Annotated in this window: 20 protein-coding genes; 6 read left to right on the top strand and 14 right to left on the bottom strand. The window is 63.7% G+C overall.

Annotated elements, in window-relative coordinates; translation table 11 throughout:
- Positions 1–4 precede the first annotated feature (4 nt).
- From AC1AYN_RS06615 to AC1AYN_RS06670, 12 genes are all read right to left on the bottom strand, one after another.
- The gene (locus AC1AYN_RS06615) at positions 5–871 is read right to left on the bottom strand and encodes a transporter substrate-binding domain-containing protein (RefSeq protein ID WP_476532654.1); all 867 of its coding nucleotides are present in this window, start codon (positions 869–871) and stop codon (positions 5–7) included.
- Positions 872–955: 84 nt separating this feature from the next.
- On the bottom strand, positions 956–2,344 hold the full coding sequence (locus AC1AYN_RS06620) for a lanthionine synthetase LanC family protein (RefSeq protein ID WP_476532655.1): 1,389 nt from the start codon (positions 2,342–2,344) through the stop codon (positions 956–958).
- Positions 2,345–2,408: 64 nt separating this feature from the next.
- Positions 2,409–3,185, bottom strand: a complete 777-nt coding sequence (locus AC1AYN_RS06625; protein WP_476532656.1) for an SDR family NAD(P)-dependent oxidoreductase — start codon at positions 3,183–3,185, stop codon at positions 2,409–2,411.
- 302 nt (positions 3,186–3,487) lie between these two features.
- The gene (locus AC1AYN_RS06630) at positions 3,488–4,336 is read right to left on the bottom strand and encodes a GNAT family N-acetyltransferase (RefSeq protein ID WP_476532657.1); all 849 of its coding nucleotides are present in this window, start codon (positions 4,334–4,336) and stop codon (positions 3,488–3,490) included.
- 51 nt (positions 4,337–4,387) lie between these two features.
- Positions 4,388–5,251, bottom strand: coding sequence for an NAD(P)H-binding protein (locus AC1AYN_RS06635; protein WP_476532658.1), 864 nt, complete (start codon positions 5,249–5,251; stop codon positions 4,388–4,390).
- A 119-nt stretch (positions 5,252–5,370) separates the two neighbouring features.
- On the bottom strand, positions 5,371–6,408 hold the full coding sequence (locus tag AC1AYN_RS06640; RefSeq protein ID WP_476532659.1) for a uroporphyrinogen decarboxylase family protein: 1,038 nt from the start codon (positions 6,406–6,408) through the stop codon (positions 5,371–5,373).
- A 64-nt stretch (positions 6,409–6,472) separates the two neighbouring features.
- On the bottom strand, positions 6,473–8,164 hold the full coding sequence (locus AC1AYN_RS06645; RefSeq protein ID WP_476532660.1) for a dipeptide ABC transporter ATP-binding protein: 1,692 nt from the start codon (positions 8,162–8,164) through the stop codon (positions 6,473–6,475).
- Positions 8,161–9,084, bottom strand: a complete 924-nt coding sequence (locus AC1AYN_RS06650; RefSeq protein ID WP_476532661.1) for an ABC transporter permease — start codon at positions 9,082–9,084, stop codon at positions 8,161–8,163. Before AC1AYN_RS06650 ends, AC1AYN_RS06645 begins: the two co-directional genes overlap by 4 nt.
- 19 nt (positions 9,085–9,103) lie before the next feature.
- On the bottom strand, positions 9,104–10,051 hold the full coding sequence (locus AC1AYN_RS06655) for an ABC transporter permease (protein WP_476532662.1): 948 nt from the start codon (positions 10,049–10,051) through the stop codon (positions 9,104–9,106).
- Between the two features lie 53 nt (positions 10,052–10,104).
- The gene (locus AC1AYN_RS06660) at positions 10,105–11,787 is read right to left on the bottom strand and encodes an ABC transporter substrate-binding protein (protein ID WP_476532663.1); all 1,683 of its coding nucleotides are present in this window, start codon (positions 11,785–11,787) and stop codon (positions 10,105–10,107) included.
- 184 nt (positions 11,788–11,971) lie between these two features.
- A complete protein-coding gene (locus AC1AYN_RS06665; RefSeq protein WP_476532664.1) occupies positions 11,972–13,252 on the bottom strand; it encodes an aminotransferase-like domain-containing protein in 1,281 nt (426 codons plus the stop codon).
- 15 nt (positions 13,253–13,267) lie between these two features.
- The gene (locus tag AC1AYN_RS06670) at positions 13,268–14,776 is read right to left on the bottom strand and encodes an FAD-binding oxidoreductase (RefSeq protein WP_476532665.1); all 1,509 of its coding nucleotides are present in this window, start codon (positions 14,774–14,776) and stop codon (positions 13,268–13,270) included.
- Between the two features lie 208 nt (positions 14,777–14,984).
- Between AC1AYN_RS06670 and AC1AYN_RS06675 the strand changes: the two genes are divergently transcribed.
- The 4 genes from AC1AYN_RS06675 to AC1AYN_RS06690 all read left to right on the top strand — a co-directional run bounded on the left by AC1AYN_RS06675 (position 14,985) and on the right by AC1AYN_RS06690 (position 19,591).
- A complete protein-coding gene (locus tag AC1AYN_RS06675; RefSeq protein ID WP_476532666.1) occupies positions 14,985–15,959 on the top strand; it encodes an alpha/beta hydrolase fold domain-containing protein in 975 nt (324 codons plus the stop codon).
- On the top strand, positions 15,946–17,247 hold the full coding sequence (locus AC1AYN_RS06680; RefSeq protein ID WP_476532667.1) for an ATP-binding protein: 1,302 nt from the start codon (positions 15,946–15,948) through the stop codon (positions 17,245–17,247). Before AC1AYN_RS06675 ends, AC1AYN_RS06680 begins: the two co-directional genes overlap by 14 nt.
- Positions 17,248–17,310: 63 nt before the next feature.
- A complete protein-coding gene (locus AC1AYN_RS06685; RefSeq protein WP_476532668.1) occupies positions 17,311–18,243 on the top strand; it encodes a LysR family transcriptional regulator in 933 nt (310 codons plus the stop codon).
- 88 nt (positions 18,244–18,331) lie between these two features.
- On the top strand, positions 18,332–19,591 hold the full coding sequence (locus tag AC1AYN_RS06690; RefSeq protein ID WP_476532669.1) for a MalY/PatB family protein: 1,260 nt from the start codon (positions 18,332–18,334) through the stop codon (positions 19,589–19,591).
- Between the two features lie 61 nt (positions 19,592–19,652).
- Here AC1AYN_RS06690 and AC1AYN_RS06695 read toward each other — a convergent pair whose 3' ends face one another.
- The gene (locus AC1AYN_RS06695; protein ID WP_476532670.1) at positions 19,653–20,882 is read right to left on the bottom strand and encodes a trans-sulfuration enzyme family protein; all 1,230 of its coding nucleotides are present in this window, start codon (positions 20,880–20,882) and stop codon (positions 19,653–19,655) included.
- Positions 20,883–21,061: 179 nt separating this feature from the next.
- Between AC1AYN_RS06695 and AC1AYN_RS06700 the strand changes: the two genes are divergently transcribed.
- Positions 21,062–21,724 carry an alpha/beta hydrolase gene (locus AC1AYN_RS06700; protein ID WP_476532671.1) on the top strand — a complete coding sequence of 221 codons (663 nt, stop codon included), beginning with the start codon at positions 21,062–21,064 and terminating at the stop codon, positions 21,722–21,724.
- 43 nt (positions 21,725–21,767) lie between these two features.
- On the opposite strand, the gene AC1AYN_RS06705 is transcribed toward AC1AYN_RS06700, so the two are convergent.
- Positions 21,768–24,119, bottom strand: coding sequence for a GTP-binding protein (locus AC1AYN_RS06705; RefSeq protein WP_476532672.1), 2,352 nt, complete (start codon positions 24,117–24,119; stop codon positions 21,768–21,770).
- Positions 24,120–24,812: 693 nt separating this feature from the next.
- On the opposite strand from AC1AYN_RS06705, the gene AC1AYN_RS06710 reads away from it, so the two are divergent.
- Entirely contained in the window at positions 24,813–25,553 is a 741-nt protein-coding gene (locus AC1AYN_RS06710) for a 3'-5' exonuclease (RefSeq protein ID WP_476532673.1), read from the top strand.
- The last annotated feature ends 113 nt before the right edge of the window (positions 25,554–25,666 follow it).

Consider the following 25,666-nt stretch of genomic DNA (forward strand, 5'->3'; position numbering starts at 1 on the left):
GACGTCACTCAGACACCGAGGAATACTTATCCTTGACAGGCTCGGTGAAATCATCACCGAGGTACTTCTCGGACAGCTTCTTGAGCGTACCGTTCTCGCGAAGCTTGGTGATGGCACCATCGAGCGCCTTGGCGAGTTTGGTGTCCTTCTTGTCCAGCAGGAAGTAGGAGTTGTCCTGCTGTAGCGGCTCTCCAACGGACTTGACCGGGAAATCCGGATTATCTTTGTTGTCACTGATGACGCGCCAACCCGGACCGGTCTTGGCTGCCGACTGGCCGCTCTTCAACGCAGCATCGGCCTGTTCGAATGTCCAATCACCGTACTTGAGATTGATCTTCTTGTCCGGATGGGCGGCGTTCCAATCCTCCAGATACTTCGTGGTGGCTTCGCCGTTCCACACATACATGGTCTTCCCCGCAAGATCGTCGATGCTGGTGATGTCGCTCTTCTCCGGAACGACCAGTTTGACGATGTAGTTGTTGGCGGGGACAGTAGTGTGACCGTATTTCTTGACGCGCTCGTCATTCAGCTGCAACGAACTGGCGGCCACGTCGATTTTGCCGGTGTCCAGGGAGACCAGCAAGTTGGCCCAATCCAAGGAACGATATTCGAACTTGTACTGCGGCAACAGCTTATCCGCCGCGCGCAGGACCTGCGCCTCGTATCCGTCGATTTCGCCAGCATCGTTGAGGTAATTGAACGGCTTGTTGGTCTTGGTGTTCTCACCGATGACCACCGTCTGGGCATCCGCGTTGTTATCGGTCGATTCATTGGCGCTATCGGAGACATGGCCGCAAGCGGCGAGCGATGTAAGGGATGCCGCCGCTACGGTGAGAGCGAGGATACGGCGCAATTGCGATGCAACGGTCATGATGCGGATCTTTCTTTCTTCCTGAAACGGATTATGCGGGAGTAAGTTCTATGGACGAAAAACGGCTACAACGTCATGGCAGAATCAAGCGAAATGCTCCGGGAACGGATCATCCGCAAGACGCAGCCATGCTTCTTGCCCCTCCTCCACTGCATACAGCTCCAGCAGAGACGCGGCGATTCCAGCGATACCGTCGAAATATCCAACGGGGCGGGTGTACTGATCCGGTTCCACACGTGTGAACGCAAGTGGCCAATCAGAGGAACCGTTCGGAAGAATCTCTTCCTGCCCAAGCACCACATGGGCACTACGCCGGGCTAGGTCAAGCCAACGGTCGTCATGGTCGGCCGCATACAATCCGATGAAGAAGTGAATCAGACCAGCATGGCCGCAGCAGTAGTTCACCGAATTCCACAGACCTGCGCTCTGACGCTCCGGAGCACCCAATGATTCAAGGCCGTCCACCAACCGGACAATCTTCTCCCGATACGAGGTGTCACCGGTGGCCTGTTCCAACGCGTAGTAGAAACGAGCGGTTCCTGCAGGACCGTGGCAATTGCCAAGGTAGTAGACGATGTTGCCGTTCTCCACCAACGGATTGCCCTGTTTGTCGAAACGGTACGGCAGCAGAGCCCCCTTCGTCTGCGGCACATACAGCTTTTCCAAGTAGGCATCGATGCGCCTTGCCGCATCCAGATAACGCTGATCACCGGTGAACTTGTAGAGATTCACGAGCAGGAATCCAACGCCTGCCGATCCCAGCTCAAAGCCCGGTTCGATGAAGTCCTCCACACCATCGAACACATCGAACCACAATCCACCATCAGCTGTGGCCTGCCCGGTGGCAAGGACGCGGTCACCCGCCGCAATGATGGTCGCACGCAAACGTTCGTCGTCCAGTTCCAGCTTTCTATATGCATCAATCAGGAACAGCACGGCACCGGTGTCCAGCATGACAGATGTGTTGTCGCACCAAAAAGCACCATGTTCGTCATGCTCGGCGTTATCCACATACCACTGCAGGATGTCCAGCACCGCCTGACGATACTTGTCATCGCCGAAAACGCGCCAAGCCTCCAGCAATACGGCACCGACACCGGCGGCACCACCGTACAAGCCTTTTTCACGATGCTTGAGCCAGACATCATTCGGCGTGGCCGGTACGGTCGGCCAATGCTCAGCCAGGTAATCCAACGACTGGACGGCGATGTTCCTGTATCGTTCACCTCCCGCCACCGTATGAAGCTTCAGATAGAAGTACGCCAGTCCAGTGATGCCTCGATACAGCGTGTAGTCAATGGCGCTGGTATCGGTGCCTAGCCAATACACGCCGTCATACGCGTTACGCTGGCGGGTGGCGATGACGCGTTCACCTCGTTCGGCGGCATCAAGATACGCCTTCGGCCCCGAAGGGATCACCGTCGGGTATGCCTTCCCCAGCGCGAATCCATATTTGTCTGCGAAAATTCCCATGTCTGTTCCGTTCCTATATTGATATGCGCTCTAATGAATCATCGAATCGAGGCGAAGCCATCGATTACAGCAACGAGACGCCGCCATCCACATAGATGACCTGCCCCTGCACAAAATCGGATGCCCCCGATGAAAGGAACAGAATCGCACCGTTCAGATCCCCGGGCTTAGACACACGTCCTGAAGGATTGTTACGGGCACTGGCGGCGATGCGATCAGGGTTGTTGTAGAATTCCTCAGTCATGTGCGACTTGTATAGCCCCGGTCCCACAGCGTTCACCGTGATGCCATACTTCGCATACCGCGCAGCCAGAGCTTTGGTTAGACCCACGACCGCCGCCTTCGTGACGTAGTATGAATCTTTGACGAAGCGTTCCGAAGCATCATATTGGATGGCGACCACAGAAGCGATATTGACGATTTTGCCGTACCCGCGCTCTTTGAATTCAGGAAGCACGTATTTGACGGTGTTGCGGATACCATTGACGTTGACACCGACGACTTGGTTCCACTCTTCTTCGGAGAAGTTCTCCACGCTGTCGGAAGGACAAATACCGGCATCATTGAGCAGGATATCGACACGGCCGAAACGCTGATGAGCAGCCTCGAACGCCGCCTTCACACTGGATTCCAGCGACACATCGGTCTGCACGGCCAGAGCCGGATGACCGGCCGATTCAAGCTCTTCAGCCAAGGCTTCAATGCGATCCAAGGCGATGTCGGCCAGCACGACCGAAGCCCCGGCCTCGGCGTATCCGCGCGCTGCGTCACGGCCCAGTCCAGAACCGGCACCGGTGATGAACACCACCTTACCGTTGATATCGAATAGATTCTTGGCCATGCAGAACGCCCCAATCCCACGTCGAATATGTGCCAGACCGCCCTTCGCGGCCATTGCTCACAATTTATGCGACTTGGGATTCCGACACGGTGGTCCTATTATCGCCATTCCCGCCACACAACGATAAAGGCGTCTTATAGCGCCGTACCCTGCTATAGGTATAGGTGATAACACCATCGTCATCACCATGCACCAAGTACGTCAGAAATACTCGATTCCTACCCCCACTTCACCTTGTTGAACAGTTTCTTCCACAGACGGACATCGGTATCGAACGCGTCCGCCCCGATTTCGCCCATCGTCTAAGCCGCCTCCACCACGATCAACCCGCTGCGTGCGGGCGGTTCGGTAACGACCGTATCCGCACGCCACAACGTGACGGGCACACCGTAGCGTTCGGCCACACGCCGCAACTCCGAAGCCTGTTCGGTGTCAATCGGCCAGGCGACAGCCAAACCGTGTTCCTCGTCGGCCTCACTGCGGTGGAACTCGTAACGGGCGATATCCGCCGGATCGGTGGAGACCACACGCCCCAGTCCGGCGGCGCCAAGCGCACGCGCGAATCCGGCGATCGACCCCGGACCGTCCACGACCGTGTCGCCGCGGTATGGCCGCGTGCGCTCCCACTCGTCGACGGTCGGGTCGTGCGCGACATATTGTTCCGGAATCCGGTATGTGTAGGTCACGATCCTGTAGCCGCCGTCCACGACGAACGTCTCGCGTTCAGGACGCCGCTCGAATCCGTAGGATTCGTACAGCCGCCGCGCGCCGACCATGCGCAGGCCAGTATGGATCTCCACCGTGCCGATGCCGAGCGCACCGATACTGCGCACCGCATGGTCGATGAGCGCACGCGCGACGCCTCGCCCCCGGCACCTCGGCGAAACGCCCAGCTGTCGGAACTCGCGTTCGCCGGGTCGGGTGAACGCGAGTTCGTCCGCGTCGCCGAGCGTGGTACGCGGCGTCAGGACCACGCCGGCGATGTCGCCGTCCTCCTGCGCGATCCAGACGTGGTACTCCTTCGCATGCTCGGCGACATTGCGCAGGTCGGCCTCATAGAACGACGACAGTTCGATGGTGGAGCCGAAGGCGTCCACCAGGACGTCGGCGACGTCCCCGTAGCGTTCCGGCGTGGCTTCGACGATTTCCATGCGTCCCTCCCTGCGTGAGTTTCCGGTTCCGGTTCGGTTTGACCCGTTCGTTCAGGCCTTGAGCGCACCCTTAAGCACGTCCTCGATGGTCTGCGGCGCGCGGCCGATCACCGCGGACAGACCGCCGGTGGGTCCGGCGAGCGCACCGGCGGCGATGTCGCCGTCGAGCTTGGTGACCCAGTCGATGCCACCCTGCGGCACGCCGGCCGCCTTGAGGTCCTCGCCACGCTGCTCGACGGAAACCGGCTTGTAGGCGACTTCCTTGCCGTAAATCTCACCGGCGATTCGTGCGAGGTCAGCGTAGGTGAACGTCGCGTCGGAGCTGAGTTCGAGGGTTGCGTTGACGAGCGTGCCGTCAAACAGCACCTTGGCGCCGACGGCGGCGAGGTCCGCGCGGGACGCGGCGGCGATCGCACCGTCGCCCGCGGCGGTTTCGAGTACGCCGCTCGCGCCGGCCTGCTTCACCTCGTCGATGAAGTTCTCGGCGTACCAGGTGTTGCGCAGGCTCACGTAGGGCACGCCCGCAGTCTCGAGGTAGGCTTCGGTGGCGCGGTGGTCGACGGCGACGAGCAGCGGCGACGTGTCCGCCTTGAGCACGGACGTGTAGGCGAGGAGCTTCACGCCGTTCTTCTTGGCAGCGTCGATGACGTTGCGGTGCTGCTGGGCGCGCTTGGCGAAGTCGCCTCCGGAGACGAGCAGCACCTTGTCGACGCCTTCGAGCGCCTTGTCGAGAGCCGCCGGATCGTCGTTGTCGACCTGGGCGGTGTTGACGCCGAGTTCGTTCTTCAGCGCGGCAAGCTTGTCCGCGTTGCGACCGGCGGCGATGATCTGGTCGGCGGGCGTGCCGAGCGCGATGAGTTCACGGACGACTGCGGATCCGTAGTGACCGGTGGCGCCGGTGATGAAGTAGGTCATGATATTCGCTCCTTACGTGTGCTTTCTTATGTGTAGTGGTGGGATGATTCGGCCGTGTCGGATGATTCGACCGTGATGATTACGTAGTTGCTTGCGTGCTTGCACCGAGGCACCCGATGTCAGGCGACGGCGGCCTCCTTGTAGGCGGCAATCGCCTCGTCAGACGCCTTGGAGGAGACGGAGCAGGTGGGCGCGACGACGAGCACGTCGCCGGTGACCTTCCTCGCCTCGGTGACCTCCTGACGGATCTTGTCGAGCACTTCGACGGTGGGCTCCTGCGCGAGCAGGTTGTGGTTGACGCCACCGACCTTGGTCTTGTCGAGCGCCACGTCGATGCCCGGGTTGCTGGGATCCTCGTGATCCCAGTTGATGCCCTCCAGCGGGAACTCCTGGAACCACTGCGGATGGGATTCGGCACCGCAGGTGTGCACGATGCGCAGCAGGCCGTCCGCGCCCTCAAGCTCGATATCGTCGTAGGGACGGGAGAACTCGTTGTACTCGGCTTCGCTCAGGAAGCCAGGGTTGGTGATGCCGGCGACGACGAACACGAGGCCGTCCGCGCCCGCCTCCTTCTGGGCCGCGGCGTACTTGGCGAGCGTCTCGGCGATCGCGTGGAGCGCATGGTGCGCGCCGGCGCGGTTCTCCTTGAAGAGATCGTGGATGGTGAGCGTGGTGGTGGAGCCGGGCGCGGGCAGACCGGGCGCGAGCGGCAGACCGGCGAGCTTGCTGAGCACGTTGATCGGCGAATACAGGGTGGCGAACACCGGAGTGTCCGGCGCGCCTTCCTTCACCTTGCGGATCACGTCGACCTGTTCCTCGATTGGTGCGTTGCCGGCGATGTCGAGCTCGTTCACCTTCCACAGGTCGTCGGGCGTATTGACGATCGCCTTCTTCTGGGCCGGAATCGGCAGGAACGGCACTGGGTAGTCGTTGTAGTCGTACTCGTTGCCCCACGCCTCGGCGTAGTGGACGGTGCGCGGGTTGAGCTTGATCCAGTCCCAATCCCACTTGCGCGCGTTGCGCAGCGTGGCCGCGACCAGGTCGTCGCCGTTGCGTTCGGCGGCGACTTCGTGCGTGTACGAGCTGACCGGCGGACGATCGGCCTTCTCCCCCTTGAAGACCGCGTTCAGTCGATCGATCTTGCTCCACTCGGACATGGTTTCCCCCTTGTTTGCTATGTGGTTGTGGAAATAATTCCCGGAAAATCTGATATCTGATATGTCAGTGACGCTGGCCGGGAACGCTGGCCAGCAGTCGCTTCGTGTAGTCGTTCTTCGGATGCGTGAGCACCTGCTCGACGGGTCCCTGCTCGACGAGATGCCCGCGTTCGATGACGGCCACCCTGTGCGCGATCTGCGAGACGACGGACAAATCATGGGTGACGAACACGTAGCTCAATCCCAGATCCTTCTGCAGATCGATGAGCAGGTCGATGACCTGTGACTGGACGGTCACGTCCAGCGCGGACACCGGTTCGTCGAGGAACAACGTGTTCGGGCGGATGGCGAGCGCACGGGCGATGGCGACGCGCTGGCACTGTCCGCCGGACAGTTCCTTCGGCTTCGCATTCGCCACGCTTGCGGGCAATGCCACACGGTCGAGCAGTTCGGCGACACGGCGACGACGTGATGCCCTGTCACCTTCATGGAACGCATTGAGCGGTTCGGAGATGATCTGCGAGATCTTCTTGGTCGGGTCGAGTGAGCCGAACGGATTCTGCTGCACGAGCTGGAACGTGCGGCGCGCATTGCGCAGCTCACGGCCGCCGGTCTTGGTGATGTTGATCCCATTGACCTCCGCGTAGCCGTTCTCCGGCTTCTCGAGGCCGAGCGCGATCTTGAGCAGCGTGGACTTGCCGGAGCCGGATTCGCCGACGATCGCCAAGGTCCGGCCTCGTGGCGCATCGAGCGTCACGTCGTCGAGTGCCTTGAACGTGCGGGCACCGGCACCGCCTTGCGTGCGCCGCAACGCGAACTGTTTGGTCACGTTATGCCAACGCACCGCAGATTCTTCGACAGGGCCGGATTCGCCGGAGACCTTCTCTACACCCGTATCCTTCGAGCCTTCCGCATTCTCCGCCTGTGCGGTGAGCACGTCGAGACGGTGGGCGGGCGCGGCATTGAACAGATCGATGGTGTACTGCTCCAGCGGATGCCGTGCGACGTGGTCGGACTCACCCTGTTCCACAATGACGCCGTTGTGCATGACGACGATCGTGTCGGCACGGTCGGCAGCCACGGCCAAATCATGGGTGACCATGAGCAGGGACAGCCCCTTGGCACGCACAAGTTCGTCGATGCGGTCGAGAATCTCCTTCTGCACGGTGACGTCCAGCGCGCTGGTGGGCTCATCGGCGACGAGCAGTTTCGGGTCGCCGACGAGCGCTTCGGCGATGAGCGCACGCTGCTTCAGACCACCGGACAGTTCGTGCGGGTACTGCTTGGCGCGCAGCGCGGGCTTGTCGAAGCCGGCCTCCTCGAGCAGCTGCTCGACGCGCGTCTGGAGCGCGTCACCGTCAAGATGCTCCTTGAGCCGGACGATGAGCCCCAACTGACGGCCGATGGTGAGCGTCGGATCGAGACTGGTCTGCGGGTCCTGCGGAATGAAGCCGATGGCGGTGCGTCTTACTTCGAGCCACTGTCGGTCGTCGGCCTTGAGCAGGTCGCTTCCGTCGAGCAGCACGCTGCCTGTGGCGGTCGCGTTCTCCGGCAGGATGCCGAGCACGGTGCGGATAATCGTGGATTTGCCGGAGCCGGATTCGCCGACAATCGCCACACGCTCGCCTTGCTTCACGGCAAAGGTGACGTCGCGCACGGCGTCGATGGAACGGCGGCGCGAAGTGTAGGAGACGCGCAGGTCGACGATGTCGAGCAGCGGAGCGTTCTGCGCCGCAGTAGTGGTTGCGTCGGTCATTTCAGCTCCTTCTTCACGGCGTTGCCGAGCACGGTGATGGCGAGCACGGTGGCGACGACGACGAGACCGGGCAGGACGGACAGCCACGGCGAGGTGAGCAGGTAGTCACGGCCGTCGTTGATGAGCGAGCCCCATTCCGCCTCCGGCGGCTTGACGCCGAAGCCAAGGAAGCTCAACGTGGCGACGGCCATGATGATGCCGCCGAAGTCGAGCAGCGCGAGCACGCCGACGGGGCCGAACGAATTGGGCAGGATGTGGTTGACGATGATGGAGAGGTTCGACGAGCCGCTGGTGCGCGCCGCTTCGATGTAGTCCTCCTGCTTGACGCGGAGCACCTGCGAGCGCGTGGTGCGGGCGAAGGTCGGGCAGATGCCCACGCCGATGGCGATGGCGACCGGCATGGTGCCGAAGCCGATGGCCGTGACGATGGTGATGGCGAGCAACAGTCCCGGAATGGCGAGCCACACGTCGACGAAACGCATGAGCAGCGCGTCGAGGACGCCTCCGAAGTATCCGGCGACCACGCCGAGCAGCAGTCCGGCGACGACCGCGATGGCGAGCGCGACCAGGCTGGCGGTGATCGTGGTGCGGCCACCATAGATCACGCGGCTGAACACGTCTCGTCCGAGCTTGTCGGTGCCGAACCAGTGCGCGGCGGAGGGCGCCTGCATGCTCTGTGCCGGAGCGGTGGCATACGGGTCGGTATGGGCGAACCACTGGGGACGGAACGCGGAGACGAGGACGAGCGCCACATAGAGCGCGGCGATCGAGGCGGCCACATGGTTGCGTGCCAGTGCGGCGGTCTTGCGCAACGCGGATGCGATCCGCCCGCGGCGGCGACGGACGACGGACGTTTCTCCGAGAAGACGCGCGGCCTTCGGTTCGGGACGGGTCAGGTCGAGTGTGAGTTGGGTGGTCATGGCAGGTCTCCTTGGAACGTCAGATGCGGATGCGCGGATCGAGCAGCGGATAGATCAGGTCGACGATGAGGTTGACCAGGACGAACGCGCCGGCGGCGAGCACAACGGCCCCCTGCACGATCGGGATGTCCTGCTGGGTGACGGCCTGCTGGATCAGCATGCCCAGACCCTGTCGGGCGAAGATGGTTTCGGCGATGATCGCGCCGGTGAACGTGTCTCCGACGAGCAGACCCAGAATAGTGAGGGACGGCAGCGACGCGTTCCTGATGACGTGATGGACGATGACCTGCGTGCGGCTCAGCCCGTGTGCCTTGGCGACCACGGCCTGCGGGCTGTCCAGCACCTCGTCGAATTCGCTGAGCAGCAGCTGACCGAGCAGCGCGCCCGTGGGGATGGCCATCGTGATGGTGGGCAACACAAGGCTCTTCCATCCCTGCATGCCCATGGACGGGAACCACCCGAGCGAGAAGCTGAATACCTGCATGAGCAGCAGTCCCACCCAGAAGGACGGCACCGACATGCCCACGACCGGAATCGCCCTGAGCACGTCGCGAATCACGCGATTGCGGGTGAACACGGCGATGAACGCCAGCGCGAAGGCGAACGCCACGGCGACGACGAGCGCGAGCAGGCTGACGAGCAGCGTGCTGGAGACTCGGGAGACGAGCAGCGGCAGCACCGGCTGTCCCAGCGTGTAGGAGGTACCGAAATCACCGTGAAGGGCGGCGAACAGCATCGTGAAGTACTGCTGCACCGGGTTGGCGTCAAGCCCGTATGAATGACGCAATGTCGCCACTTGGTCGGCGCTGAGGGAGCCGATGTCCGTTCCCTTGGCCTGCAGGACGAGCGCCAGCGGGTCGGCGGGCAGCAGGTTCAGGATGACGTAACACACGGTGTACGCGGCCCACAGCACCAGCACCGCCTGCGCGATGCGTCCGAGCACGTACCACAGTTTCGATGTTCTCATCGGTTCCCTCGATTCCTTGCGTCGTATTTATCGGCCGAGCCGATTCGCTCCGGTCACTGGGCCTTCCACAGGTCGTGGAAGTCGCCGAACGATTCGCCGGTGAAGCGCAGGCCATGCACCTTGGAGGACAGGCCGACGTCCTGGAGTCGTTCGAACACCGGGATGATGATGTTCTCCTTGCTGATCGTGTCTTGCACACCCTCGTAGATGGAGGTGCGTTCCTTGGTGTCGGTGGTGGCGGTGCCCTTGTCGAATGCCGCTTCGAGCGTGGCCTGGGAGTCCGCATCCTGCGTGTTGCCGGAGATCGCCTTGAAGGTGGCGTAGCGTTCGTCGAGCAGCGTGTTGATGGCGCTCTGGTCGGCGCGCGTGTAGGTCAGCGAGACAAGGTCGTACTTGTTGGCATTGGTGAGCGTCGTGTACTGGGCGCTGGTGACCACTTTGATCTGGAAGTCGAAGCCGGTCTTCTTGAGTTCGTCCTGGATGAGCTCATAGCCGTCATCCTTCTCGGAGGTGAGGAAAGTGACGGTCAGCTTCTTGCCATCCTTGTAGCGGTAGCCGTCGGAACCCTTCTCCCAGCCCGCTTTGTCGAGCAGTTTCGCGGCCTTCGCCGTGTCGTATTCGACGCTGGACGGTTCCGCCTTGAAACCGGGAGTGGTGGAGCTGATCACGCCCTTGACGGTCGGATATCCGTCACGCAGCACCGTGTTGCCGTAGGTGGTACGGTCGATGGACAGGCTCAGCGCCTGACGCACGTCGTTGTCGGAGAGGACGCCGCCGTTGCGCACGTTCGGGAACAGACCGAACGTGGCTCCCGGCAGGGCGCGGCTCTGCACGGTGCCGCCGGTCTGCTTGATCTGGGTGATGTCGTTCTGCACGAACGGAGAGTCGGAGTCGGTCCACACGATGTCGGCGGTGCCGGAGGCGAAGTTGCCGAGGCGCACCGAATTCTCCGGCACGTAGGAGATGGTGATGGAGTCGAGGTAGGCGTCGCCCTGATGCGCGGCAAGCGGCGACGAGGACGTGTATCCCGTGCGCTTCTTCAACGTCACGCCGGTCTTGGCGTCGTACTTCTCGATGGTGAACGGACCGGTGCCGACCGCCTGACCGTCGCAGCGCTGCTGCGGGGTGAGCTTGGCGGAGGCGCGCGAGATGATGCCGAGCGTAGGCGTCGCAAGCCCCTGCAGGAAGCTGGCGTTCGGCGCGGAGAGCTCGAACTTGACGGTGTGGTCGTCCACCTTGCTCACGCCGGTGAGGTTCTGCACGTAGAAACCGCCCACCGTGCCCGGCTTCTCCTTGAGAGTGGCCAGGTTCTCGGTGAAGGTGTCCACCACGGCATCTGCGTCGAACTTGGAACCGTCGGAGAAGGTGATGCCGTCCTTGAGCGCGAACGTGTAGGTCTTGCCGTCGTCGCTGATGGTCCAGCTCTTGGCGAGCCACGGCTTGATCTCACCGGTCTTCGGATCCTGGTCGACGAGCGAATCCACGTAGTTGCGCACGATGGTGCGCGACTGGGTCCACGCGGTCTGGAACGGATCGATGCACTGGAGGCTGTCGGGCGATTCGACGATGGTCACCGAACCACCCTGCTGCGGCGTTCCGGTGTCGCCGGACGCGGTCTGCGCCGCCGAACCGGAACCGCAAGCGGCGAGGGCCATGAGCGCCGTCGCCGACATACCGGCGGCGACGAGCTTCCACGCCTGCTTCCAAGTGCCTTTCGAACCGTTCGTCGCGTTCACGTTATTCCCCTTTGCGATGTTGCGGATAAGTCGTTTCCCCCGACCTGCTCCGTGTCCCCCCGTTGCAGGTCGTACCGACAGCCTAACAACGCTTCACTTGGTGAATCGCCTGTTCGTTATCCCGATTCTCCCCCATTTCGCCATAAAGCCGACTTATAGACGCGTATATGGTGATAAACAGGATTTATAACCTTGGGCGCACCCGTTCCGCCACGGTTCGCAGACGCGCCACTCCCTCGACCAGATCGGCCTGTGACGCGTGTGCGAAGGAGAATCGGGCGTATGCCGCATCACGACCACCCGGCACGCCGCCGACGAAGAACCCCTCGCCACCGATTGGATTGATGCCCTCCGCCGCGAGTTCGCGCGCTACTGCGTCATCCTCCACGCGCAGCCATCGCGGCAGCCGCGCCCACAGGAAGTATCCGCCTTGCGGTCGGTCGAAGCGGATGTCATCGTCGAAATTCCGACGGAGTTCGCCGGCCAGTGCGGCGGCTTTATCCGCATACACGGCCCGCTGCCCCGCCAGCAACCCATCAGCCCACCCCTCATCGGCCAACAGCGAGGCCAACGCATGCTGGGTGACCGCCGAGACACCACCATCCACCGCAAGACGGTATTCGGCGATGCGTCCGATCAGATCCGGGTCCGCGATAAGCCAGCCGACGCGCAACCCCGGCCCCAGCCACTTCGAGAACGACCCGATCTCCAACAACGGGCTTCCCGCCGTGCCACGGTATTCACGCGGGAATTCGGCGGGCTCATGTGTGAACCATAGCTCCCGGTACGGGTTATCGGCGATGACCGGCACACCGTACCGCGCGGCGACATCCAGCAGTCGGCGCTTGGTCTCCGGCGAGGAGACGACGCCCGTCGGATTCTGGAAGTCGGGGATCGTGTAGATGGCCGCATACCGGCCGCCGGCACGCAGACGACGTTCGACGTCGTCCACGTCGATGCCCGATTCGGTCAGACCGACGGCTTCGACGTGCACACCGAACCGCCGGAACGTGCCTGCCCACTGCGGGAAGGCCGGATTCTCGACGAGCACGGTGTCGCCGGGATTCGTCACCGCCATCATGGACAGGAAAATGCCGCCCATCGCACCGTTCGTCACGATTACTGATTCCACATCCACACCGCGCCTACGGGCGATGATCTCACGCAAGGCGGCCACTCCGAACGGCGACGGATAGGACAACGCCGCAGGTGCATACGTCGCCTGTGCGAATGCCTCACCGATGCATTCACGCGGAAGCAGCGTCTCATCCGGCAAGCCGGCGGCGATGTCGATAGGCCGGCGTGCAGAGACGGACGGCACGGCACCACCACGCAGGGAATCCCCCGGACGCAATGCTTCAAGAATCGCCGAACGGCGAATGCGAGCGTCAGACGAAATCGACGCCGCGGAACCGGTGCCGATACCGGCCGTATCAGCGGAAACCGTATCGGAGAGAATCGTCATACCAGTGTCCATCAATCACACCCACTTCCCCGGATTGAGAATCCCGTTCGGATCGAGCGTGCGTTTGATGGCACGCTGCAGATCGAGATTGTCTTCGCCGATCTGCGCGACGAGACGGTCTTTGAGCTCGAGTCCGATGCCGTGTTCGCCGGTGATCGTGCCACCGTGCGAGAGCACGTAGTCGAACAACCGCCGGTTCGCCTCGGCGAGCGCAGGCGGAAACACGTCGTCCGATGAATTCCTGGGCAGGATGAACCCGGTATGGGTGTTGCCGTCGGCGACGTGGGCGAGGATGGTGAGTTTCGCGTGGGCATCATCCGCGAGGCGGGCGAGATAACGCAGAAATTCGGAGATGCGGTCCAGCGGCACGGCGACGTCGCTGCCCGCCATCCACGCCTTGCCGCGCGGGAACGCCTTGCCGGCCTTGCGCATGGCGAGGAACGCCTCGGCCTGTGCGTCACTCGCCAACAGCACGCATGCACCGGCGCGATTGAGCGCGTCAACCAGAACGTCCGCATCCTGCCGAGCGGAAGCACCATCCGTCGTGATTTCGATGAGCCATTGAGCACCGTACGCCACTTCGCCGAACACGTCGAGGTCGGTGGCGTCCGGAGGCGCGGACATGAGTTCCATGGACGCCGGCTGCACTTGCGTGCCGAGGACCGTGTCGACGGCGAATCCGGCCTGGTCCAGGTCGTCGGCGAACACGATGGTCTTCGCCAATCCACGCGGGATAGGCCGCAGTCGTATGGTCGCGGCGACGACCACGCCGAGCAACCCTTCCGAACCGGTGAACAACGCGGTCAGGTCGAATCCGGCTACGTTCTTCATCGTGGGACGACCGGTCTCGATGATGCGCCCGTCGGCGAGTACCACGGTCAGGGACAGCAGCGAGTCACGGGTCACACCGTATTTCGCGCATTTCAGTCCACCCGCATTGGTCGCCACATTGCCGCCAATGGTGGAACGTTCGTAGCTGACCGGATCCGGCGGATAATACAGCCCGTACTGCCGCGTCGCCTCGTTGATGCGTGCGTTGATGACGCCCGCCTCGACGACCGCGTAATGCCCAAGCGGGTTGATTTCACGAATCCGATTCAGACGGTCGGTAAGCAGCAGCACCCCCGGCAACGTAATCGTCGACAGTTTGCCGAGACCGGTACCGGCTCCGCGCGTATATACGGCGATGCGCTGCTCGTTCGCGGCGCGCAGAATCACGCTGACATCATGCTCCGACCCCGGCAACAGCACGGCGAACGGCGCGTTCTCATGGCTGAACGCATGATGATGCGACGCCACGAGTTCGGCAATGGCGTCGGACTCGTCGACGATGACGCCATCACCGAGCTGCTCCCGCACTTGCTCGAGGAACGCACGCCGCGCCCCGGCGTTCACGATGCTCTCGGCCTCCCTGTTCGCACCGCCGATGCCGTCGAGGTCGTCGGCCGTGACGAATCCCGCCAACGGGTCGGCCTCCCCGTGCTCATGTTTCGATATGATGCGCTGACTGTCGATCGTCGTCATGTTTCCCCCGAATCATGCGAGGGTACGGGCCCCATCCCGTACCGTTGCGCATGACGATAGCGGAAAACACGATGCAACCGGTCGGTGCCGCTATATCCATCCTTTATGAACCGTTACGGGAACGGTGATCGCACGTCGCCTACCATGGGCAGCAATCCGTACCTCTTTCCCATCACCCAACCCACTCCGACCGAAAGCTGCGCATCCTATGCCGACCGCATCATCGCAAACCGTTTCCCTCCCGCCGCAATCCATCGCACAAACCGCGCAAACCGCGTCCACCGTCCACATTCCCGCGAACCCGCAACGGCTGGGACTTGCTCGCGTCACGCGCAACGTGGCGTACAAGACCGGACCGGACAATCTCGTCATGGACATCATCGCGCCGCAGAACCCCACCAACCCCACCGACGACCGCCGCTACCCCACCGTCGTGTTCGTGCAGGGCAGCGCGTGGACCACGCCGGACCGCGACTACGAGCTGCCGCAGCTCGCCGAGCTCGCGCGTGAAGGCTACGTGGTCGCCACGGTGAACCATCGCAACGCCTCGCGCAATCCGGAGCACGTGTTCCCCGCATATCTCGAGGACGTGAAATCGGCGATCCGCTATCTGCGCGCGAACGCCGCGCAATGGCACGTCGACCCGGACCGGCTCGGCATCTGGGGCACGTCGTCGGGCGGCAACACGGCGCTGCTGGTCGGCATGACCGCCGACGACCCGCGTTATGCGGACGGCACCTGGCCGGACGAAAGCGACGCCGTGGATTTCGTGGTCAGCTGCTTCCCGCCCACGGATCTGACGGAGGCGGTCGACGCGTTCGGCCACGAGGACGACCCGTTCCGTCTCTACTATTTCGGCCCGTTCGCCGCCGTCGTGGGCGCGACGCCCGCCACCGGCATCACCGACGAGGTGCGTGAGCGTGCCGCCGCGATGAGCCCGTTCCTGCAGGTGGAGGACGGCCGCGACTACCCGCCGACGCTGCTGCTGCACGGCACCAGCGACACCGTCGTCCCCTACCGTCAGTCAGTGAAGATGCGCGACCGCCTCGTCGCCCGCGGCTACGACGCACGGCTCATCCTTGTCGACGGTGCCGAGCACGAGAACGACTTCTGGAGCCGTGCCGTGCTGGACGAGATCTTCGCCTTCATCGGCCCACTGATGAATCCGCATGCTTTCCACTGATGAATCATCGGCACTCCCACTTCCCGATTATCATAAATCCCACTTCCCGATTATCATAAGTCCTACTTCCGAATCTACATATCCATTCTCGGCAATCGACGAACCTGCAGGAAAGGCATCAGCGATGATTCCACGCACGCTTACGGCACGCGCCCGCCAGATGGCGACATGGTTCCCCGTGGTATCGGTCATGGGCCCAAGGCAAAGCGGCAAATCCACGCTGCTCCGCCATGCGTTCCCCGATTACGACTATCTCAATCTGGAGACCAGGAACATCCGGACAGGCGCACAGGAGGATCCGGTCGGATTCATCCGATCCCGCCCCTCGCATCTGCTCATCGACAAAGCACAATACGCTCCCGACCTGTTCCCGGAGATCCAGGCCGCATCCGATGAACGACATGACATGGGCCAATATCTCCTGTCCGGTTCCCAGAATTTTCTCATGCTCAAGCATGTGGACGAATCACTGGCCGGCAGGGTCGGCATCATGCAGCTGCTGCCGTTGAGCTATGCCGAAGCCACTCAGGCCAACCCCTCGCTTACCGTCGACGCGTTCATGTTCCGCGGCGGATACCCTCACCTGTACGAGGTGGACATCCCCGAATCCGTGTATTACCGCAGCTACATCACCACCTACATACAGCGCGACGTGGCGGATATCCTCGACGTACGCAACCTGCAATCGTTCCGCACGTTTCTGCGCCTGTGCGCGCAGAGCGCCGGTCAGCTCGTCAATTTCAGCAAACTGGGGGCGGAAGCCGGTGTCAGCAGTAAAACCGCGAAGGCGTGGCTATCCATTCTCACATCCAGCTACATCGTTTTCCTGCTAGCACCATACGCGTCGAACGCGCGCAAACGTCTGATCAAGACACCGAAACTCTACTTCCACGACACCGGACTGCTGAATTACCTGCTCGGCATCGACAGCGCGGAGACGCTCATCCATCATCCACAACGCGGCGAAGTGTTCGAGAACCTCATCATCGGGGAGACCATCAAACGGTACTTCAACGCGGACAAGGAGCCTCACCTGTTCTTCTACCGCGACGCCAACGGCGTGGAGATCGACCTCATGGACATGACCGACGCCCTGCATCCGCGGCTCATCGAAATCAAATCCGGACAGACGGCTCGCGACGATTTCTGCAAGAACCTCACGCCCGTGGGAGACGGACTCGGCATCCCGCCGGAACAGCGTTCCGTGGTCTATCGTGGAGATGTGGATTTCCGAGGGAAGCACGCCTCGTTCATTTCCGCACGCACCTATCTGACGAACGAAAACTAGCCGACGGCATCACCCATTCCACGCACCGCATCATCCACCCACCCTCAACGAATCGAGTCGCTTATGACGGAACTGAACCCGCAGTCGCTGGTCACCCTGTGGCAGATCGAACGCTACGGTTCGTTCTCGGCCACGGCGAAGGCGCTCGGCTGGTCGCAGCCGGCGATCAGCCAGCAGGTCAAGAAGCTCGAGACGCAGTGCGGCACGACGCTGGTGGAACGCACGTCGCACGGCGTGCGATTGACGGCTACGGGCGCAATGCTCGCCCGTCACGGCGAGTCGATCGCGGAACGGCTCGAACACGCCTCGCGCGAACTCGAGGACTACCGCGAGCGCCGCTACTCGCACCTGTCGCTGATCGCCCCGCCGTCGATCTGTTCGACAATCGCGGCGCGCACGGTGGTCAAGCTGGGCATGTTCACCGACGTGAAGCTGAGCCTCACGCAGATGGAGCCGCCGGAGGCGATCGTGCAGGTGTCGCGCGGCAAGGCGGACGCGGCGGCCGTGTTCCGCTACAGTTCCATCCCGTCGTTCCTCCCGTTGGGCGACGATCTCACGTTCCATTCGCTCGGCTCGGATCCGCTGCGTCTGCTCGTGCGCCGGTCGAGCGACGTGGCGCGCCGCTACGAGGAGGACCGCAAGCCGGTCTCGCTGGCGGCCGCGAAGGACGAGTCGTGGATCGCCGGTTGCCCGACCTGCCGCGCGAATCTCGTCAAACTCGCCTCGCGCGCCGGCTTCACGCCGGACGTCGTCCATACGACGGACGACTACTGGGCGACGCAGAATCTGGTCGAAGTGGGCATGGGAGTCTCGCTCGTACCCGAACTGGACACGCACATCAATCTGGGCGAGGACCTGGTCGCCTGCCCGATCGCCGACGATTACGCGACGCGCGAAGTGGGTGTGGTGACGCGCGCCGGCGACCATCGTCCGGCGGTGGACGCGTTGGTGCGCGAGATGCAGCGTACGGCGGTCACGTATCTGACCGCGCAGTGACTCGCGATAAGCAAATGGACGGGCGTCATTACGATTTCGTGGTGCCGCGGCGTTGAGCGGCGATGCCGTCGCGCGGACAATGGACGCCATGAGCATGACTGGCACCATCATCGACGAAACCATCATCACCGAAACCGCCGGCTGCGCCGCCGCCACGCCGGCGTTCGACGCGGCGGCGATCGACGCGCTCACGGCGGACGACCTCGTGCGCATCGGCTCGGACAAGTGGACGCGATTCCCGGGCGCGATCGGCGCGTTCATCGCGGAAATGGACTTCGGTCTCGCGCCGTGCGTCGCACGCGCGATCGCCGACGCGGCGACGCGCGGCGCGACCGGCTACCTGTCGGACCCGTTGAAGCGCGAGGTGGCGCGCGCGTGCGCCGCATGGCAGCTGCGTTACGACTGGAACGTCGACCCGGCGGTCATCCGCACCGTGCCGGACGTGATGGAGGCGTATGAGGTCTTCCTGAACGAGATCGTCGGCGAGGGACATTCGATCGTCGTGCCGACGCCCGCGTACATGCCGTTCCTGAGCGTGCCGGGACTGTGCGGCGTCGACGTGATAGAGATTCCGATGCTGCGCGACGGCGACGACGACGGCAGCGGCGCGGGATGGCTGTTCGATTTCGACGCGATCGAACGCGCGTTCGAGGACGGCTGCCACGCGTTCGTGCTGTGCAACCCGCACAATCCGATCGGCAAGGTGCTGACGCGCGACGAGATGCTGCGGCTGTCCGCGCTCGCCGAGCGGTACGACGTGCGTATCTTCTCCGACGAGATCCATGCGCCGTTCGTCTACGATGGCGCGCGGCACGTGCCGTTCGCGTCGATCGACGGGCGCACGGCGATGCAGGCGTTCACGGCGACGAGCGCTTCGAAGGCGTTCAACATCGCCGGCACGAAATGCGCGCAGGTGATCCTCACGAATCCGGCGGATATGGCGATGTGGCTCCGCGACGCGGAGATGTCCGAGCATCAGACGGCCACGATCGGCGCGTTCGCGGCGGTCGCCGCCTACGACGGCGGCTCGGAGTGGCTGGACGGCGTGCTCGATTATCTGAAAGGCAATTTCGACGTGGTCGATGCCGCGATGCGCGGGCGTCTCTCGGCGGTGCGGTATGCACGGCCGCAGGGCACGTACATCGCGTGGCTCGACTTCTCGCCGCTCGGGCTCGACGACCCGGCGGGGTATTTCCTGGAGCGCGCGCACGTGGCGCTCACCGACGGACGAGAATGCGGCAAGGCCGGGCGCGGCTGCGTGCGGTTCAACGTCGCGATGCCGCGCCCGCTGCTCGTCGAGGCGTTCGACCGCATGGCGGCCGCGCTTGAGGAGGATGGGCTGATCTGAAGGGATCGGCTGTGCCTTACGCAGGCCTTACGCGGGGCCCTACACGGGCCCTACGCAGGCCTTACGCGAGGACGCCGGCGGTGAGTTCGCTGAAGACGTCGGCACCGGCGTGGCGCTTGATGTAGCGGTCGTAGGCGATGTCGAACGCCTGGCCGAGATCCTCGATCAGGTCGGCCGCATCCTCGATGCCGACGGACAGGCGCACCAGCTCGTCGGTGATGCCGACCTTGAGACGCTCCTCACGCGGCAGTTCGAAATGCGTCATGCGACACGGAAGCTCCGCGAGACTTTCGACCGCGCCGAGCGAGACGGCCAGACGGAAGATGTGCAGGTTGTCGAGCACGTCGGCCGGATCGACGCCCGGCACGACCTCGAAGCTCAGGACGCCGCCCGCACCCTTGAGGCCCTTGGCGGCGAGCTCCGCCTCGTTGCCGGGAAGACCCGGGTAGTGGACGGTCTTCACGAGCGGATGCGCGAGCAGGTACTGGGCGATGGCCTTCGCGTTCGCCTGCTGACGGTCCATGCGCAGGGCGAGCGTCTGGATGCCGCGGCGCACCGCGTCGCATTCGGCCGGCGCGAGCACGCCGCCGAAACGGTTCTGCGCGAAGTAGATCTGCTGGCCGATCTTCTCGCCGAGCGTGACCACGAGACCCGCGTTCACATCGGAATGGCCGGCGAGATACTTGGTGGCGGAGTGGAGGACCACGTCGGCACCCAGATCGAGCGGACGCTGCAGGTACGGGGTGACGAACGTGTTGTCGACGATCACCTTCGTGCCGTAGCGGTGCGCGATGTTCGCGATGCCGCGCACGTCGTTCACGTCGAGCAGCGGGTTGGTGAGCACCTCGAAGTAGACGGCCTTCGCGGCCTCGCGGCCCTCCGCGACGTCGCCGGCGATCGCCTTCTCCAGCGCCTTGTAGTCATGCGTGTCAGCCGTGACGAACTCGAGGCCGCGGTCGGCGAAGTACTCGTGGAACATCGAATAGGTGCCGCCGTAGATGTTCTTGCCGACGACGATGCGGTCGCCCGGCTTGAACACGCTCAGCACGGCGTGGATGGCGGCCAGGCCGGACGCGAACGCGAAACCGCGCGCGCCGTGCTCGAGCTGCGCGATCTGGTTCTCCAGGAACTCACGGGTCGGGTTGCCGCTGCGCGCGTAATCATAGCGGGGCATGGACTCGACCTTCTCAAAGGCATATGTCGTGGAGTTGTAGATCGGCGGGTTCACGGCTCCGGTGGAGTTGTCTCCGAGCGGCAGTCCGTGGACGAGCTGAGTGTTGAACCTGGTCATTGCGCACCCCCTATCGTGTTGCGTGTTGCGCTTACGCGTTGCTTTGGCATCGGCATGAGGCCGTTCCCCATGCGGCTGGTACCGAGCATAACCAACGTCGTCCGGAAAACATACGGCGTTGCTATACGCCTTCCTTATGAGGTGTTATCGCACTGACATCCCGGCCTACACTGGGAGGCATGAAGATCACGAAGGCTTTGACGCGTCTGAACGGTTCCTCCGGCTCCCCCGTGTTCGTGCTGCTGCACGGATGGGGGTCCAACGAATACGATCTGCCCGACCTGCTGCGCTACTGCGGCGCGGGTTCCGCCGACTACGCAAGCCTCAGGGCCCCGATTCCCTACGGCATGGGCGGCACCTGGTTCGGCGACTGGGCGCATGAGGGCGTGCCGGAGGGCGAATCCCTGACCCGTCAGGCGAAGGAGGCGGCGCAGGCGATCGACGATTGGGTGCACGAGAACATCCCCGCCGACCGCACGGTCGTCACGATGGGCTTCTCGCAGGGCGGCCTGCTCGCCGCGCACATGCTCCGCTTCGACCCGACGCGCTATGCGGCGGCCGTCAGCTTCTCCGGCTGGCTCGCCCCCGGCGACCTGCCCGGCGACGCGACGCTCGCAGGCGCGGGTGCGGATGCGAAGCCGCCGGTCTTCTACGGCCATGGCGCGATCGACGACATCTTCCCCAAGTCGGATGTGGCGGCGATGAGCGCGTTCTGGCGCACGCACGGCACGCTCGACGAGCACGTGTACCCGGGCATGGCACATTCCATCAACATGGACGAGCTGCGCGACGTGCAGCGGTTCCTCGAGCGGCACGGGTTCGTGCGGCCGCAGATCTGGTAGTGCGGGAGCCTGACAAGGAATCCTGAAAGGGGTCTAAAGGGGTCTACAGGGAAGTCGCATAGTCGACGTGGGCAAACTCCGGCACCTTGTACCACTTGACCGGGTAGCCGGCGCCGTGCGCGCAGAACACCGAATCGGGCGTGTTCTCCAAGTCGGATTCCGGATCGTACGCGGCCTCCTCGATCACGCGCGCCGCGTCATGGCACGGCTTGTAGCCGCCGAACGTCGCGGAGAACCGACCGCGGCCATGCGTGTACGCGTTCACGTCCATCGCGTAGTCGCGCATCTCGCTCACCGGCGCCTCGCCTTCGACGACCGCATAGTCGCCGTCATCCGCGGGCGCCTCGAACGTGCCGGACATGCGCTGGATGTCGGCCATCGCACGCCCAATCATATCGGACGGCACTTCGAGACGGAACCGGTACCACGGTTCCAGCAGCACGCAGTTGCCCGGGTCGGCGGCGACGGTTTTCACCATGGCGGCGACGTCGCGGTCGCCGGCCGTCGCCTCGTTCGTCTTCGTACCGGAATCGCCGCGGGTCTTGCCGTTCTCGCCGCCGTTCGTTTCGTCCTCCTCCGGCAGCTCGTATGCGGGCCGCGCCGTATCCTCGCCGATGACCGGGCGGCCGGTCACGCCGGCGCGCGCCTCCATCAGCCCCTGCCGGATCGCACGGTAGGTGGCCTGCCGGAAGTCGCCGCCCTCCGTGTGCTTCAGGTGCGCACGGGCGGCGACGAGCGTCATCTTCACGTCCGCAAGCGGCGAGCCGGTGAGCACGCCCAAGTGCTCGCGTTCGGTCAGATGCGTGAGGATGAGCCGCTGCCAGTTGCGGTCGAGCTCGTTGACGCTCAACGCGGACGCCACCGTGATGCCGCTGCCCGGCTCGCCCGGTTCGAGCAGGATGTGCGCCTCCGCGTAATGGCGCAGCGGTTCGAAATGGCCGACGCCTTCGATGGGCTTGGTGATGGTCTCACGGTAGAGGATCGAGCCGGGGCCGAACGCCACGTCGAGACCGAACCGGTCGTGCAGGGTCTGCTGGATGATCTCGAGCTGCACGGCGCCCATCAGCTGCACGTGGAGCTCCTGCAGCCGTTCCACCCACACGACGTGGAGCAGCGGATCCTCGTCCTCGAGTTCGCGCAGCGCGGCGATCACCTTGTGCAGGGTGAGGTCGTCGAAGCGCGGGGTCGGGGCGGCAGAATTGGCAGCGTCCCTTTCCTCGTCCGTGGCCGCCGCGCCGACGGTGCCGACGGCACCGGTCGTTTTGCCGTCGCCGGCGGCGTCCGGCGGCAGGACCGTGTAGGTGAGGACCGGCTGCATCTCGGGGCTGCCCGCCGCCGGTTCCGCGCCGAGCCCGGCACCGGGAAACGTGCGTTCGAGACCGGTGACCGCGCACACCGCGCCGGCCGGCAGTTCGGTGGCGATTTCGAAGCGCGCGCCGTTGTAGACGCGCACCTGGTCGATCTTCTCGGGAGTGGATTCGGCCGCGCCGCCATGGTCACTATCACCGTCGCCATCGCCGAGCGCGACCATCGACTTGGCCTTGAGCGTGCCGCCGGTCACGCGCAGCCAGGTGAGCCGGTTGTGCTTGTCATCATGCGAGATCTTGAACACGCGCGCGCCGAACGCGTCCGGCCACGCGGTCTCGCGCGTGTACGCGTCGAGCGAGTCGAGGAACTCCTTCACACCGTCGAGCTTCAACGCGGAGCCGAAGCTCACGGGGAACAGCTCGCGCCGCGCGATCATGCCACGCAACGTGCCGACGGTCAGCGTGCCGGTCTCGAGGTATTCATCCATCGCGGATTCGTCGAGCGTGGCGATGTCCTCGGCGGCGTCACCGAGGTCGATGGGGGTGGTGTCGGGAACGCCGGCGGGGACACCGTCCGGAACGCCGTCGCCGACAGAGTCGCCGCCGTCCGCACCGGGCAGCGGCAGCGGGTACACGCCGTCGCCGAGCCGGCGACGCAGGTCGGCGAGCGCCGTATCGCGGTCGAATCCGGCGGCGTCGCATTTGTTGACGAAGATGAACGTGGGCACGTGGTATCGGGCGAGGAGTCGCCAGAGGGTTTCGGTGTGACCTTGTACGCCGTCGGTGCCGGAGACGACGAGGATCGCGTAGTCGAGGGCGCGCAGCACGCGTTCGGTTTCGGCGGCGAAGTCGACGTGGCCGGGGGTGTCGAGCAGGGTGAGTTTCAGGTCGCCGTAGTCGACGAGCGCCTGATGCGCGGAGATGGTGATGCCGCGCGCTTTTTCGAGACTGTCGGTGTCGAGGAAGGCGTCGCCGTGGTCGACGCGGCCGAGTTTGCGGATCTCGCCGGTGCGGTAGAGCAGCGCTTCGGAGAGTGTGGTCTTGCCGGCGTCCACATGCGCCACGATTCCCGCCACGATCCGTTTCATTGCCCGCCTTTCGCCTTGGCCGTCTCCGTTTGCGCGTCGCATGCCGCCGGTGACGGCGGTGCGACATTCCAACTATAGGAGCCACCGCATCACGGTGCCTGCCGTCGAGGCCATACGGCCCGGATAGCGCTGGATAATGTGTATGGTTCAGAGGCGAATGTGCATGGCCGAGGGGCCAACCTGCGTGGTTTCGGCACGAACGTGCATGATTCCGTGGCGAACGTGTAGACCGATGGAGGCAACCTGCATGGTGTGGTGCTGAAGAGCGGTGCCCGCGCATCGGCAGACGAAATCCAGACTGGCGGAATTCCGGGCTTTTGCATGGACGAATTCCCCACCAATACGGCGTTCTTCAGCGCCGCACCCCACACATTCGTCCCGACGACCTGCACAAAGCCCCCGAAATCATGCACGTTGCGGCCAGAACCATACAGGTTATGTCTTGAACCGTGCACATTCGACGCATAAGCCGCATAAGCCGCATAAGCCGGCGGCGACGACCTCCGCGACACGCGGCACCGACGCGAACCGGTGCGGATGTTCCGTGTCCCGGTGGCTCGTCTACCATGGAGTGCGCATGACGGGCCGTTAGTTGATGGATGGCCCACGACTGTGCAGGCGTGCGTGATGACGTGAACGGCCTGCCCAGTGCATACGACTTGATGAATACGACCTTGTGAGTAAGGAGCAGCCGTGACCGTTTCCGGCACCACCGTTTCCGACCAGCAGTCCGATCTCGAGACCGTCGCCTCCTCCCGTGTGGCGGGCTTCCCGTCCGATTACGTGGCGCTCGACTTGGAGACGACCGGTTTCTACCCGAACAGCTGCGCGATCACGGAGATCGGCGCGGTGCGCGTGCGCGACCGTCGCATCGTGGACCGTTTCCAGCGTCTGGTGAACCCGTTGCGCCCGATTCCGGCGGCGGTGGTGAAGCTCACCGGCATCACCGACGACATGGTCGCCGGCCTCGACCCGATCGACCATGTACTGCCCGAGTTCGTCGCCTGGCTCGCGCAGGGCGCGGATGACAGCTCGGAGAACACCGCATCCGGCAACGCGTCCGGTGTCGCCGTGGCGGAGCCGCTGATCGGCCACAACATCCGCTTCGATCTGAGCTTCCTCGACTGGAACGCCCGCAAGGTGCTGGACGGCCCGTTCTCCTGCGTGGATTTCGATACGATGCAGATCAGCCGCGCGCTGTTCGCGCGCGAGCGTCATCACCGTCTGCTTGATCTGATCCAGCGCTTCGACATCGCCGAGAACGAGGAGCATCGCGCGTTGAGCGATGCGATTCAGACGCAGCAGTGCTTCGAGTGGATGCGCAAGTACGTGGACCGTCACGCGGGCCATGGCGATTTCGGTGACATCGATTGGAAGACGGTGCCGACGAAGAACAACGACGCGATCCTCAACCGCCAGATCGTCCTCCTGTAACAGGCGTCCCAAGGCTTCATCTGCTGTTCACCTTCCGTACCGGCCTGCATCTCCGCCGGTACGTAGTCCCATGGGATAGTGAAAGTACGCACGAAGTCGGTGCGGCAACGACA

The sequence above is a fragment of the Bifidobacterium sp. LH_413 genome (genome assembly GCF_056357015.1).

Bases quoted from the DNA above. Each gene is read 5' to 3' on its own strand.
- AC1AYN_RS06620 (WP_476532655.1), bottom strand. From the start codon at position 2,344: ATGGGAATTTTCGCAGACAAATATGGATTCGCGCTGGGGAAGGCATAC.
- AC1AYN_RS06675 (WP_476532666.1), top strand. From the start codon at position 14,985: ATGCCGACCGCATCATCGCAAACCGTTTCCCTCCCGCCGCAATCCATC.
- AC1AYN_RS06690 (WP_476532669.1), top strand. From the start codon at position 18,332: ATGAGCATGACTGGCACCATCATCGACGAAACCATCATCACCGAAACC.
- AC1AYN_RS06700 (WP_476532671.1), top strand. From the start codon at position 21,062: ATGAAGATCACGAAGGCTTTGACGCGTCTGAACGGTTCCTCCGGCTCC.
- AC1AYN_RS06640 (WP_476532659.1), bottom strand. From the start codon at position 6,408: ATGTCCGAGTGGAGCAAGATCGATCGACTGAACGCGGTCTTCAAGGGG.
- AC1AYN_RS06635 (WP_476532658.1), bottom strand. From the start codon at position 5,251: ATGACCTACTTCATCACCGGCGCCACCGGTCACTACGGATCCGCAGTC.
- AC1AYN_RS06650 (WP_476532661.1), bottom strand. From the start codon at position 9,084: ATGACCACCCAACTCACACTCGACCTGACCCGTCCCGAACCGAAGGCC.
- AC1AYN_RS06685 (WP_476532668.1), top strand. From the start codon at position 17,311: ATGACGGAACTGAACCCGCAGTCGCTGGTCACCCTGTGGCAGATCGAA.
- AC1AYN_RS06615 (WP_476532654.1), bottom strand. From the start codon at position 871: ATGACCGTTGCATCGCAATTGCGCCGTATCCTCGCTCTCACCGTAGCG.
- AC1AYN_RS06625 (WP_476532656.1), bottom strand. From the start codon at position 3,185: ATGGCCAAGAATCTATTCGATATCAACGGTAAGGTGGTGTTCATCACC.
- AC1AYN_RS06680 (WP_476532667.1), top strand. From the start codon at position 15,946: ATGCTTTCCACTGATGAATCATCGGCACTCCCACTTCCCGATTATCAT.
- AC1AYN_RS06645 (WP_476532660.1), bottom strand. From the start codon at position 8,164: ATGACCGACGCAACCACTACTGCGGCGCAGAACGCTCCGCTGCTCGAC.
- AC1AYN_RS06705 (WP_476532672.1), bottom strand. From the start codon at position 24,119: ATGAAACGGATCGTGGCGGGAATCGTGGCGCATGTGGACGCCGGCAAG.
- AC1AYN_RS06655 (WP_476532662.1), bottom strand. From the start codon at position 10,051: ATGAGAACATCGAAACTGTGGTACGTGCTCGGACGCATCGCGCAGGCG.
- AC1AYN_RS06695 (WP_476532670.1), bottom strand. From the start codon at position 20,882: ATGACCAGGTTCAACACTCAGCTCGTCCACGGACTGCCGCTCGGAGAC.
- AC1AYN_RS06630 (WP_476532657.1), bottom strand. From the start codon at position 4,336: ATGGAAATCGTCGAAGCCACGCCGGAACGCTACGGGGACGTCGCCGAC.
- AC1AYN_RS06665 (WP_476532664.1), bottom strand. From the start codon at position 13,252: ATGACGATTCTCTCCGATACGGTTTCCGCTGATACGGCCGGTATCGGC.
- AC1AYN_RS06670 (WP_476532665.1), bottom strand. From the start codon at position 14,776: ATGACGACGATCGACAGTCAGCGCATCATATCGAAACATGAGCACGGG.